This window comes from Bradyrhizobium sp. 521_C7_N1_3 (assembly GCF_052075975.1).
GTDB classification, from domain to species: domain Bacteria; phylum Pseudomonadota; class Alphaproteobacteria; order Rhizobiales; family Xanthobacteraceae; genus Bradyrhizobium; species Bradyrhizobium japonicum.
The window spans coordinates 3,559,646-3,572,720 of record NZ_CP197232.1; the positions used below are offsets into that span (position 1 = coordinate 3,559,646).

The 13,075-nt window shown below is 64.3% G+C and carries 10 protein-coding genes; 5 read left to right on the plus strand and 5 right to left on the minus strand.

Going from position 1 to position 13,075, the window contains the following annotated elements:
* Positions 1–44: 44 nt before the first annotated feature.
* From AB7008_RS16540 to AB7008_RS16560, 5 genes are all read right to left on the minus strand, one after another.
* Positions 45–1,034, minus strand: a complete 990-nt coding sequence (locus AB7008_RS16540) for an ABC transporter ATP-binding protein (protein WP_028157101.1) — start codon at positions 1,032–1,034, stop codon at positions 45–47.
* On the minus strand, positions 1,031–2,017 hold the full coding sequence (locus AB7008_RS16545; RefSeq protein WP_028157102.1) for an ABC transporter ATP-binding protein: 987 nt from the start codon (positions 2,015–2,017) through the stop codon (positions 1,031–1,033). Before AB7008_RS16545 ends, AB7008_RS16540 begins: the two co-directional genes overlap by 4 nt.
* Positions 2,018–2,030: 13 nt before the next feature.
* Positions 2,031–2,996 carry an ABC transporter permease gene (locus AB7008_RS16550; RefSeq protein ID WP_441259087.1) on the minus strand — a complete coding sequence of 322 codons (966 nt, stop codon included), beginning with the start codon at positions 2,994–2,996 and terminating at the stop codon, positions 2,031–2,033.
* Between the two features lie 2 nt (positions 2,997–2,998).
* Positions 2,999–3,979 (minus strand): ABC transporter permease, encoded by a 981-nt coding sequence (locus AB7008_RS16555; protein ID WP_028157103.1) that lies wholly within the window; start codon positions 3,977–3,979, stop codon positions 2,999–3,001.
* A gap of 102 nt (positions 3,980–4,081) precedes the next feature.
* Entirely contained in the window at positions 4,082–5,683 is a 1,602-nt protein-coding gene (locus tag AB7008_RS16560; protein WP_014496946.1) for an ABC transporter substrate-binding protein, read from the minus strand.
* 356 nt (positions 5,684–6,039) lie between these two features.
* Between AB7008_RS16560 and AB7008_RS16565 the strand changes: the two genes are divergently transcribed.
* The 5 genes from AB7008_RS16565 to AB7008_RS16585 all read left to right on the plus strand — a co-directional run bounded on the left by AB7008_RS16565 (position 6,040) and on the right by AB7008_RS16585 (position 13,067).
* The gene (locus tag AB7008_RS16565) at positions 6,040–6,297 is read left to right on the plus strand and encodes a DUF6489 family protein (protein WP_028146839.1); all 258 of its coding nucleotides are present in this window, start codon (positions 6,040–6,042) and stop codon (positions 6,295–6,297) included.
* Positions 6,298–7,098, plus strand: a complete 801-nt coding sequence (locus tag AB7008_RS16570) for an esterase/lipase family protein (RefSeq protein WP_441259088.1) — start codon at positions 6,298–6,300, stop codon at positions 7,096–7,098.
* A gap of 46 nt (positions 7,099–7,144) precedes the next feature.
* Positions 7,145–8,695 (plus strand): WS/DGAT/MGAT family O-acyltransferase, encoded by a 1,551-nt coding sequence (locus AB7008_RS16575; RefSeq protein WP_441259089.1) that lies wholly within the window; start codon positions 7,145–7,147, stop codon positions 8,693–8,695.
* A 10-nt stretch (positions 8,696–8,705) separates the two neighbouring features.
* Positions 8,706–9,701, plus strand: a complete 996-nt coding sequence (locus AB7008_RS16580; protein WP_441259090.1) for an alpha/beta fold hydrolase — start codon at positions 8,706–8,708, stop codon at positions 9,699–9,701.
* 129 nt (positions 9,702–9,830) lie between these two features.
* Complete coding sequence (locus AB7008_RS16585) at positions 9,831–13,067, plus strand: bifunctional cytochrome P450/NADPH--P450 reductase (protein ID WP_441259091.1); 3,237 nt, start codon at positions 9,831–9,833, stop codon at positions 13,065–13,067.
* Positions 13,068–13,075: the final 8 nt, after the last annotated feature.

Genomic DNA, 13,075 nt, shown 5'->3' on the forward strand with positions numbered 1-13,075 from the left:
GCGATGCCGTGCCGCCAATGCGTGGACCGCATGGCACGCGCGCGTCACGCCGGGACCGGCGCGGTGTTCACCGCATGGCAGGCGACGCCGTCGATCAGTTCCGGGGCTTCCTTGCGGCAGAGATCGAACGCCAGCGGGCAGCGCGGATTGAAGGCGCAGCCGGGCGGCGGATTGATTGGGTTCGGAATCTCGCCCTTCACGGGAATGCGCTGGCGGCCTGACATAGCGAGGTCAGGCACGGCGCCCAGCAGCATCTTGGTGTAGGGCATGCGCGGTCGGGCGAACAGCTCGCGTCCTTCCGCGATCTCGACGATGCGGCCGAGATACATCACGCCGACGCGGCTCGCCATGTGGCGGACCACGGCGAGGTTGTGGCTGATGAACATATACGTCAGGCCGAACTTGTCCTGGAGGTCGCGCATCAGGTTCAGGATCTGCGCCTGCACGGAGACGTCGAGCGCCGAAGTCGGCTCGTCGCAGACGATGAACTCCGCATCGGAGGCAAGCGCTCGCGCGATCGCGATGCGCTGGCGCTGACCGCCGGAGAACTCGTGCGGAAATTTCAACCGGTCGTCGGGATGCAGGCCGACAAGGCTGAGCAATTCGCCGACGCGCGCCTGGATATCGCGCTCGCCCTGGATGAGGTCGAAGGCACGGATCGGCTCGGAGATGATGGCATCGACCCGGAAGCGCGGGTTCAGGCTCGCATAGGGGTCCTGGAAGATCATCTGGATGCGGCGGCGCAGCTTCCGGCGTGCCGGCGCCTGCCGCGGATCGGTCATCGAGACGCCGTCGATCAGCACGTTGCCGGAGCTTGGCGGCAGCAGGCCGACAACCATCCGCGCCACGGTGGTCTTGCCCGAGCCGGACTCGCCGACCAGCGCAAAGGTCTCGCCCTTCCTGATGTCGAAGCTGACGTGATCGACAGCCTTGAGATATTCGAGATGCCCGCCTTCGAGCACGCGGTTGAGCCAGGGTTTTGAGACGTCGAAGACGCGGCGCAGATTTGTGGCCTGGACGAAAGGCGTGCTCATGCCGCGCTCTCCGCAGGCACGATGTCGTAGAGATGGCAGGCGACCGACTGCGCGCCGCGCGGCAGCGGCTCCGGCCGTTCAACCCGGCAGCGATCGAAGGCGAAGGCGCAGCGCGGATTGAACGAGCAGCCGCGCGGGATCGCCGACAGGCGCGGCATGGACCCGGGGATCTGCACCAGGCGCTTGTCGTCCCCGGCAAGCGTCGGGATCGCGCCCATCAGGCCCTTGGCGTAAGGGTGCAGCGGATTCCTGACGACGTCCTGGACCGGGCCGATCTCGGCGACGCGGCCGGCATACATCACCGCGACGCGATCGGAGGTCTCCGCGATCACGCCCATGTCGTGGGTCACCAGCATCACGGCGGTGCCGTGATCGCGCCCGAGCCGCTTGATCAGCGAGATGATCTGCGCCTGCACGGAGACATCGAGCGCGGTGGTTGGCTCGTCCGCGATGATCAGCTCGGGCTCGGCGCAGATCGCGAGCGCAATCACGACGCGCTGGCGCATACCGCCGGAGAATTCGTGGGGATAGCCGTCTATCCGCTTTTCCGGTGCGGGAATGCCGACCTCGGCGAGCAGGTCGATGGCACGGCGGCGGGCGGCCGTCTCGGACAGGCTCAGGTGGGTTTTGATCGTCTCGACGATCTGGTCGCCGACGCGGTACAGCGGATTGAGCGAGGTGAGGGGATCCTGGAAGATCATGCCGATCCGTTTTCCCCGGATGCGGCGTATCTCCTCGGCGGGCAGATTGTCGATGCGCAGGCCGGCGAGACGAATCTCGCCGCCGGCGATGCGGCCGGGCGGATCGATCAGGCCGATCACCGACAGGCCGGTGACGGACTTGCCGGCGCCGGATTCGCCGACCACGCCGAGCACCTCGCCCTTGGCGATGTCGAACGAGACGCCGTCGATCGCGCGCAGCGTGCCGCGGCGGGAGGCGAACTCCACCTGGAGATTGCGTACGGAGAGGACGGGTTCGGTCATGAGCGCCCCATACTCATCGAAGCTTCGGGTTCAGCGCGTCGCGCAGCCAGTCGCCGAGCAGGTTGATGGAGAGGATCAGGACAGCGAGCGCGATGCCCGGGAAGGCGACGATCCACCACTCGCCCGCGAACAGATAATTGTTGCCGATGCGGATCAGTGTGCCCAGCGAGGGCATGGTCTCGGGCATGCCGGAGCCGAGGAACGACAGCGTCGCTTCGGTGATGATAGCGAGGGCGAGGTTGATGGTGGCGATGACCAGGATCGGGCCCATCGTGTTCGGCAGCACGTGGCGCAGCATGATCACGGGGGCAGGCAGGCCGATCAGCTGCGCCGCGGCGACATAGTCCTTGTTCTTCTCGACCATCACCGAGCCGCGCACCGTGCGGGCGTACTGGACCCAGAAGCTCAGGCCGATCGCGAACACCAGCACGCCCAGCATGCTCATCTCGTCGAGCTTGTTGCCGAACACCGATTTGGCGATGCCGTTGATCAGGAGCGCGATCAGGATCGCCGGAAAGGAGAGCTGCACGTCGGCGATGCGCATGATCAGGCCGTCGACGGCACCGCCGAAATAGCCGGCCGTGAGCCCGAGCAGGATGCCGAGCGCGCCTGAGAACACCACGCCGAGCACGCCGACCAGGAGCGAGATGCGCATGCCGTAGAGGATCGCGGACAGCACGTCACGGCCCTGCTCGTCGGTGCCGAGCAGGAACGGGCTCTGGCCGTCGGCGGTCCACAGCGGCGAGATACGCGAATTCATCAGTTGAAGCTGCGCCGGGTCGAACGGGTTCTGCACCGACAGCAATGAGGCGAAGATCGCGAGCAGGAAGAACAGCAGCGTCACCGCAGCCGCGATCATGGTGATCTTGGAGCGGCGGAACGAGTAGAGCAGGTCGCTGTCGAGCGCTCGTTTGAACCAACCCGGCGCAGCGTGCGCGCCGCGGCCTTCGACTTTGTGCGGAACGACGGCGTCGCTCATCTCTAATGCGCCCGGCTGACCGTCGAGCGCAGCCGCGGATCGACGATGGTGTAGAGGATATCAACCACGAGATTGATGGTGACGAAGATCAGGGACACCATCATCAGATAGGCTGCCATGATCGGGATATCGACGTTCTGAACGGCCTGCACGAACAGGAGGCCCATGCCCGGCCACTGGAACACGGTTTCGGTGATGATCGCGAATGCAATTACCGAGCCAAATTGCAGGCCGGCCACGGTGATCACGGGAACCAGCGTGTTGCGCAGGGCGTGGCCGAAATGGATGGCGCGGGTGGTGAGGCCGCGGGCCCGCGCAAAGCGGATATAGTCAGTGCGCATCACCTCCAGCATCTCCGCCCGCACCAGCCGCATGATCAGCGTCATCTGGAACAGGCCGAGCGTGATCGAGGGCATGATCAGGGCCTTCAATCCTGACAACGTCAATAGGCCCGTCGTCCACCAGCCGATGCGCACGACATCGCCGCGGCCGAACGAAGGCAGCCAGCCGAGGGTCACCGAGAACAGGTAGATCAGGAGGATGCCGATCAGGAAGGTCGGCAGCGAGATGCCGATCAGCGAGACGGCCTGGAAGACATGCGCGAGCCAGCTCTCGCGACGCAGCGCGGAATAGACGCCCATCAGGATGCCGCTGACCATGGCGAAGATGGTGGCAACGATGGCGAGCTCCAGCGTCGCCGGCATCCGCTCGATCAGCAGGTTGGTGACGGGCAGGCGGAACTGGTACGACACGCCGAACTTGAATTGCGCGGCGTTACCCATATAGCGGCCGAACTGCACGAGCACGGGATCGTCGAGGCCGAGCGATTTGCGGATCGCAGCGCGTTCGGCGCCGGAGGTATCCATCCCGACCATCTGGTTCACGGGATCGCCGGCGAAGCGGAACATCGAGAACGCGATGATCCCGACGGCGATCATGACACCGATGGCCTGGATTGCCCGGCGCAGTGTGAAAGCGAGCATCTGTTCCTTTCACATCTCTTCAGCGGCACGCATCATCGCGTTAGCCCTAAACAACAAGTCCCGGAAGCCTGGGCTTCCGGGACTTCGCAACTTCTCAACAACCTACTCGTCCTGTTTGGTCGCCCAATAGAGCAGGACCTGGTTGTCGGCGCGCTGGGTCAGTTTCACCTTCTTCGACACGCCCCAGGCGAGCGCCTGCTGATGCAGCGGAACGTAGGCGTAGTCCTTGATCGCGAGCTCATAGGCCTGCTTGATCAACTGATCGCGCTTGGTCGTATCAGGCTCCAGGAGCACCTTGTCGGCGAGCTCGTCGAACTGCTTGTTGCAGTAGCCGGCGAGATTGGCTTCGCCGCGGTTGGGATCCTTGGGATCTTCGCGGCACCCCATGATGTCGTGCATCACATTGTGGGAGTCCAGCGTGTCAGGGGTCCAGCCCAGCATGAAGAACGAGGTCTTGTAGCCACCGGGCTTCAGCACCTTGGCGAAGTATTGCGCCTTGGGCTGCGCCAGCAGGTTCACCTTGATGTTGATGCGGGCGAGCATGCCGACGATAGCCTGGCAGATCGCGGCGTCATTGACGTAGCGATCGTTCGGGCAGTCCATCGTCACCTCGAAGCCGTCGGCATAGCCTGCTTCCGCCAGGAGCTTCTTGGCGGCCTCGGCATCGGGCTTCGGCCGGGTGAAGTCCTTCGACAGCGGATAGAGCTCCGGCGCGATCATCAACGCGGACGGTGTCGAGAGGCCGCGCATGACGCGGTTCTTGATCAGGTCGACGTCGATCGTCTTGTAGACGGCTTCGCGGACGCGGATGTCCTTGAACGGGTTCTTGCCTTTGATGTTCGAGTACAGCAGCTCGTCGCGCGACTGGTCCATGCCGACGAAGATGGTGCGCAGTTCAGGTCCCGTCAGCACGGTGGCGTTCGGGCTCGAATTGACGCGCTGGATGTCCTGGACCGGAACCGGTTCGATCACGTCCACCTCGCCCGACAGCAGGGCCGCGACGCGCGTGGCCTCCGATGCGATCGGCGTGAAGATGATCTCCTTCAGATTATGTTCTGGCTTGCGCCACCAGTTCGGATTGGCCTTGAAGACGGTCTTCACGCCCGGCTGATGGCTCTCGATCATGAAGGGGCCGGTGCCGTTTTCATGGAGCGAGGCGTAGCTCGGCGTCGTGGCGGCGGCCGGCGTCGGTGCCACCGCATCGTTCGCCTCTGCCCATTTCTTGTCCATGATGTACCAGGTCGCCCACAGCGCCGTCAGGATGGGATTGGGCGCAGTAAGGATGAAGTCGACGGTGTAATCGTCGACCTTGACGACCTTGGCGTCGGCCGGAATTCGGCTCAGCAGGTTCGAGCCTTTGGCCCGCACGCGCTCGGCCGAGAACACCACGTCATCCGCGGTGAAGGGATCGCCATTGTGGAATTTCACGCCCTTGCGCAGATGAAAACGCCAGCGCGTCGGTTCCGGCGTCTCCCAGCTTTCGGCGAGCGCCGGGATGATCTTCAGGTCCTTGTCGCGTGTAACGAGGCCCTCATACACATGGCCGAGATGCGCGTGGGTGGTCGACTCGTTGAGCGTGTAGGGGTCGAGCGATTTGAGCTCACCCTGGTTGGCATAGCGCAGCGTCTGGCTCGACGCCGGTGAGACCGCCAACGCAAGCGCACCGGCGAGCGTCGCCGCAAACAGACTTCGTCCGACTGACATTCTTGACCCTCTCCACTCGCCCGCACCGTCATTTTTGATTGTTCGGTGGGGCCGATCGATCCATGTTGCCCAGAGTTCTCGACCCGTGCAAGCGCCATTCCAGCAAGGAACGCGCCAAGTTGCACCGCTGTGCAGCAATACTGACCGACAATTTGGGGGTGAGAGGCATCCCGGCGACATTCGACTTTCGATCGGCGAGGGGAATAAACGCGGAAACGGCCAGCAGGCCGCCCGGCGGAGCGTTTGATTGACCATGTCGGAGGCCGGTGCCCGGCCGCCTGCCTCAGGTCGCTTGCGTTGCACGCCCTCTCGCGGCGATACTGCGGCAAGCCGCTCGAATCTCATCTGGAGGGGACATGAAAGTTAACATCGAAATCGACTGTACCCCCCTCGAGGCCCGCCAGTTCTTCGGTTTGCCCGACGTGTCACCGATGCAGACGGCGGTGATGGACAAGCTGCAGCAGCAGGTTCTGAGCAACATCGAGAAAGTCTCGCCGGAATCGCTGATCCAGAGCTGGTTCACCTTCGATCCCAAGATCGCCGAGCGGTTTCAGGACATGTTCGTCACCATGGCCGGTCTCGGCAGCCCGCGCAGCGGCGACAAGAAGAAATAAATGTCGCCCGGGCCGGACGAGCCGCAGGCGCCGGGCCGGCTTCGTCCGCCGAGCCTCGGCCTGCTGCTGGCCGAAGCCCGTGGACTTTTCGAATTCAACGCCAGCGTAATGCTGTCGCCGCTCCTGATGCGCGCGCCCAGAGGCGACGGCCATCCGGTGCTGGCGCTGCCGGGCTTTCTTGCCAGCGATCTCTCGATGGCGCCGATACGGCGCTATCTCAGCGAGCTCGGTTATGAGGCGCATGCCTGGCGGATGGGGCGCAATCTCGGTGGGCTGGAGCGGATCAGGGAAGCCTTGCGCGCGCGCCTTGCCGAAATCCACGCTACGAGCGGACGCAAGGTCAGCCTGGTCGGTTGGAGTCTCGGCGGCGTCTATGCCCGCGATCTCGCGCTCCAGGCACCCGAGATGGTCCGTTACGTCGTCACGCTCGGCAGCCCGTTTGCCAACGACGTGCGGGCGACCAACGCCACGCGGCTGTACGAAGCGCTGACCGGCGAGCGCGTCGAGGATTTCGCCGAACTGCGCGAGGCGATCGCCGGCGAGCTGCCGGTGCCGGCGACGTCGATCTATTCGCGCGCCGACGGTGTCGTGAACTGGCGAACCTGTTTGTTGCGTCCCTCCGACCGCGCCGAGAACATCGAGGTGCACCTGGCGAGCCATATCGGGCTCGGCGTGAACCCCGCGGCGCTGTGGGCCGTGGCGGACCGGCTGGCGCAACCGGAGGGGCAATTCTGGCCGTTCGACCGGGCAGGGCCGTTTGCCATTGCATATGCCCCGCCGGAACGGGCAGTATCGGCCTGACGAGAAGCGCCGGTAAAGGCGCCCGTCAAAACGATCGGAGGGAACTATGGCTGACGGTAAGAAGCTGTCGTCGCTGGACGCATCATTTCTCTATCTGGAAACGCCGGAGATGCCGATGCATGTCGGCAGCATGGCGATCTTTCGCCTGCCTGACGACTACAAGGGCGACTTCTTCGAAGACTTCAAGGCGATGATCGTCTCGCGCCTGCACATCGCGCCGATCCTGAAGGCGCGGCTGGAGAAGGCGCCGCTCGATATCGATCATCCCTCCTGGGTCGAGGACGACCAGTTCGACATCGACCGCCACATCTTCCGCGCCAGCCTGCCGCAGCCGCGCGACCGCGCCACGCTCGAGCGCATCGTCGGCTGGATGCACGCCAAGCTCTTGAACCGCGCCCGGCCGCTCTGGGAGTTCTACGTGTTCGAGGGCATGAAGGACAACGAGGTCGGGCTCTATTCCAAGATGCACCATGCCGCCATCGACGGCGGCGCCGGGGCGGCGCTGACCAACATGATCTACGATATCTCGCCCACCCCCCGGAAGGTCGATCCGCCGACGGCGGGCAGCAAGCCCGGACAGGAGCCGCGCGACATCGCCGCCAACCTGCTCGATTCCTATCAGCAGCTCTTCACCCAGCCGCTCGATGCCTCGGCGGCCGCGAAGAACCTGCAACTGCCGCGCACGGGCAAGAGCGACATCGGCTCGATCCTGTTCGACAATGCGATGTACCAGATCGAGAGCGCGGTGCGCTTCGCCGGCAACATCCCGACCATGGTCAAGAGCGTCTCCGACGTGCTCGGCAAGATCTCCGATCCGAAGTCCCGGGAAAGCCTCGCCAGCATGGTGTCGCCGCCGACCATGCTGAACAAGACGATTTCCTCGGAACGCAGCTTTGCCGGCGTCTCGATCTCGCTGTCGCGTTCGAAGGCGCTCGCCAAGCGGGCCGGCGGCAAGCTCAACGACGTGGTGCTGGCGCTCGCCTCCGGCGTGGTCCGGCGCTACCTCCAGCAATATGGCACGCTGCCGGCGAAATCGCTGACCGCCGCCGTGCCGATCTCGCTACGCGAGGAAGGCAACACCGAGGCCAACAACCAGGTGTTCGGCATGATCTGCTCGATCGCGACCAATATCGACGATCCCAAGGCGCGGCTGGAGGCGATCATCGCGCAGTCGACCAAGTCCAAGGAGATGTCGCATCCGTTGCGGGCCCTGATGCCGCAGATTTCCAACATCTCGATGCTGGGTGCGCCGATGATGGTGCAGGTTCTGGCGCTGCTCTACAGCCGCTCGAACCTGTCGGACGTGCTGCCTCCGGCAGCCAACATCACGGTGTCCAACGTGCCGGGCCCGCGGCAGACGCTCTATGCCGCCGGCGCGGAGCTGTTGCACATCTTCCCGGTATCGATCTCGACGCATGGACAGGCGCTCAACATCACCGTGCAGAGCTATCGCGACCAGCTCGACTTCGGCTTCATCGTCGGCGCCAACATCATTCCGCACGTGCAGGTGATGTGCGACATGCTGCCGGAGGAGTTCGCCGCGCTGGAGGCGGCCTACGCGCCGCCGGCGGCCGACGTCAAGGGCGCCGCAGAGTAGGAATATTGCGATGATTGAAATGCCACCGCTCAAGTTCGTGCAGACGAACGGAATCCGCATGGGCTACTACGAGGCGGGCCCGGTCAGCGACAAGCCGCCGATCGTGCTGTGCCACGGCTGGCCGGAACTCGCCTTCTCCTGGCGTCACCAGATCAAGGCGCTGAGCGAGGCCGGCATCCGGGTGATCGCGCCGGACCAGCGCGGCTATGGCGCGACCGACCGGCCCGAGCCGGTCGAGGCCTACGACATCGAACATCTGACCGGCGACCTCGTCGGGCTCCTCGACCATCTCCAGGTCGACAAGGCCATCTTCGTCGGTCACGACTGGGGCGGCTTCATCGTCTGGCAGATGCCGCTGCGGCACATCGACCGGGTTGCGGGGGTGGTCGGCATCAACACGCCTCATACCAACCGTGCCTGGGCCGATCCGATCGAGCTGCTGCGCGCTCGCTTCGGCGACAAGATGTACATCGTGCAGTTCCAGGATCCGGCGCACGAACCCGACAGGATTTTCGGCAGCCGCGTCGAGCAGACATTCGATGCGTTCATGCGCAAGCCGGCGCCGCGCCCGCCCGATGCGCCGGCAGAGGAAGTGATTGCCGGCGTGGGCGCTTCGCCGCGGGTCAATCTGGCGTTTCCGCAGATGATTGCGGCTTATGACGCTAAGCACGATCCGCGCACGCCGATCCTGTCGCCGGAAGAGAAAAAGGTGTTCGTCGACAATTTCACCAGAACGGGCTTCACCGGCGGCATCAACTGGTACCGCAACATGTCGCGCAACTGGACGCGCGCCGAAGGGCTAGATCATACGGTGCGCGTGCCGTCGCTGATGATCATGGCCGAGAACGACGCGGTGTTGCCGCCGTCTTCCGCCGATGGCATGGACAAGCTGATTCCCGATCTCGAAAAATATCTGGTCCGCGACAGCGGCCATTGGACGCAGCAGGAGAAGCCGGAAGAGGTCAGCGCCAAGTTGATCGAATGGCGTAGAAGGCGGTTTGGCTAGCGCTCGTTGTTGCGAACTCGTCATTGCGAGGAGCGAAGCGACGAGGCAAGCCAGACTGCCTCCGGATATATTCTGGATTGCTTCGCTTCGCTCGCAATGCCGACATTGAGGCAGGGGGACTACATTTCGATGTCATCCAAGAACCGTCTGGACCCGATTCCGCAGCCGCCGACCAAGCCGGTGGTCGGCAACATGCTGTCGCTGGATTCGGCCGCGCCGGTGCAGCACCTGACCCGGCTTGCCAAGGAGCTCGGGCCGATCTTCTGGCTCGACATGATGGGCTCGCCGATCGTCGTCGTCTCCGGCCACGATCTCGTCGACGAGCTCTCGGACGAGAAGCGCTTCGACAAGACGGTGCGCGGTGCGCTGCGCCGCGTGCGCGCGGTCGGTGGTGACGGCCTGTTCACGGCCGACACCCGCGAGCCGAACTGGAGCAAGGCGCACAACATCCTGCTTCAGCCGTTCGGCAACCGCGCCATGCAGTCCTATCACCCGAGCATGGTCGATATCGCCGAGCAGCTGGTCAACAAATGGGAGCGGCTCAACGCCGACGACGAGATCGACGTTGTCCATGACATGACCGCGCTGACGCTGGACACGATCGGCCTGTGCGGCTTCGAGTACCGCTTCAATTCCTTCTATCGGCGCGACTACCATCCCTTCGTCGAGTCGCTGGTGCGTTCGCTCGAAACCATCATGATGACGCGGGGCCTGCCGTTCGAGCAGCTCTGGATGCAGAAGCGGCGCAAGACGCTCGCAGAAGACGTCGCCTTCATGAACAAGATGGTCGACGAGATCATCGCCGAGCGCCGCAAGAGCACCGAAGGGATCGACGACAAGAAGGACATGCTCGCCGCGATGATGACCGGCGTCGACCGCTCGACCGGCGAGCAGCTTGACGACATCAACATCCGCTACCAGATCAACACGTTCCTGATCGCGGGGCATGAGACCACCAGCGGCCTGCTGTCCTACACGCTCTACGCTCTGCTCAAGCACCCGGACATTCTCAAGAAGGCCTATGACGAGGTCGATCGCGTCTTCGGCCCCGACGTCAACGCGAAGCCGACCTACCAGCAGGTGACGCAGCTCACCTACATCACGCAGATCCTCAAGGAAGCTCTGCGGCTGTGGCCGCCGGCGCCGGCATACGGCATCTCGCCGCTGAATGACGAGACCATCGGCGGCGGCAATTACAGGCTCAGGAAGGGTACCTTCATCACCATCCTGGTGACGGCGCTGCATCGCGATCCCTCGGTCTGGGGTCCGAATCCCGACGCCTTCGATCCCGAGAATTTCAGCCGCGAGGCGGAGGCCAAGCGGCCGATCAATGCCTGGAAGCCGTTCGGCAACGGCCAGCGCGCCTGCATCGGACGCGGCTTCGCGATGCATGAGGCCGCGCTCGCGCTCGGCATGATCCTCCAGCGCTTCAAGCTGATCGACCACCAGCGCTATCAGATGCATTTGAAAGAAACGCTGACGATGAAGCCGGAAGGCTTCAAGATCAAGGTGCGTCCGCGCGCCGATCGCGAGCGCGGCGCCTATGGCGGCCCTGTCGCGGCTGCGTCCTCGGGGCCGCGGGCGCCTCGTAAGCCGACGACGCGGCCCGGCCACAATACGCCGATGCTGGTGCTGTACGGCTCCAACCTCGGCACGGCCGAGGAGCTCGCGACGCGCATGGCCGACCTTGCCGAGATCAACGGCTTTGCCGTGCATCTCGGGCCGCTCGACGATTACGTCGGCAAGCTGCCGCACGAGGGCGGCGTGCTGATCATCTGCGCCTCCTATAACGGCGCGCCGCCTGACAATGCAACGCAATTCGTCAAATGGCTCGGCGACGATCTGCAGAAGGACGCCTTTGCCAATGTGCGCTACGCCGTATTCGGCTGCGGCAACAGCGACTGGGCGGCGACCTATCAATCGGTGCCGCGCTTCATCGACGAGCAATTGTCGAAGCATGGTGCGCGCGCGGTCTATCCTCGCGGCGAGGGTGATGCGCGCAGCGATCTCGACGGCCAGTTCCAGAAATGGTTCCCGGCGGCGGCCCAGGTCGCCACCAAGGAGTTCGGCATCGACTGGAACTTCACCCGCACCGCGGAGGACGATCCGCTCTACGCGATCGAGCCTGTCGCAGTAACCGCCGTCAACACCATCGTGGCGCAGGGCGGTGCTGTCGCGATGAAGGTGCTGGTCAATGACGAGCTTCAGAACAAGTCCGGCGCCAATCCGTCGGAGCGCTCGACGCGCCATATCGAGGTGCAGCTGCCGTCCAACATCACCTATCGCGTCGGCGATCACTTAAGCGTCGTTCCGCGCAACGATCCGACGCTGGTGGATTCGGTTGCCCGCCGCTTCGGCTTCCTGCCGGCCGACCAGGTCAGGCTTCAGGTCGCCGAAGGCCGCCGCGCGCAGCTACCGGTCGGCGATGCCGTTTCGGTCGGACGTCTGCTCAGCGAGTTCGTCGAGTTGCAGCAGGTGGCGACACGGAAGCAGATCCAGATCATGGCCGAGCACACCCGCTGCCCGGTCACCAAGCCGAAGCTGATGGCCTTCGTTGGCGAGGAGGCCGAGCCGCTCGAGCGTTATCGCACCGAGATCCTGGCCAGGCGCAAATCGGTATTCGACATGTTGCTCGAATATCCGGCCTGCGAGTTGCCGTTCCACGTTTATCTGGAAATGCTCTCGCTGCTGGCACCGCGTTATTACTCGATCTCCTCTTCGCCGTCGGTCGACCCGGCGCGGTGCAGCGTCACGGTCGGCGTAGTCGAAGGGCCGGCTGCCTCCGGCCGCGGCACCTACAAGGGCATCTGCTCTAATTATCTCTCCAACCGGCGCGCGGGTGATGCGATCTACGCCACCGTGCGCGAGACCAAGGCCGGCTTCCGGCTCCCGGATGAGTCATCCGTGCCGATCATCATGATCGGCCCGGGCACGGGACTGGCGCCGTTCCGCGGCTTCCTCCAAGAGCGCGCCGCGCGCAAGGCGAAAGGCGCCGCCCTCGGTCCGGCCATGCTGTTCTTCGGCTGCCGCCATCCCGACCAGGATTTTCTTTACGCGGAGGAGCTGAAGGGGCTGGCGGCAAGCGGCATCACCGAGCTCTTCACGGCATTCTCGCGTGCAGAAGGGCCGAAGACCTATGTGCAGCACATGCTTGCCGCACAGAAGGACAGGGTCTGGCCGCTGATCGAGCAGGGCGCAATCGTCTATGTCTGCGGCGATGGCGGCAAGATGGAGCCCGACGTGAAGGCCGCTCTCGCTGCGATCCATCGCGAGAAGAGCGGTAGCGACGCCGCCACGGCTGCGCGCTGGATCGAGGAGATGGGCGCGAAGAACCGGTACGTGCTGGACGTCTGGGCCGGAGGGTGATTGTTCGT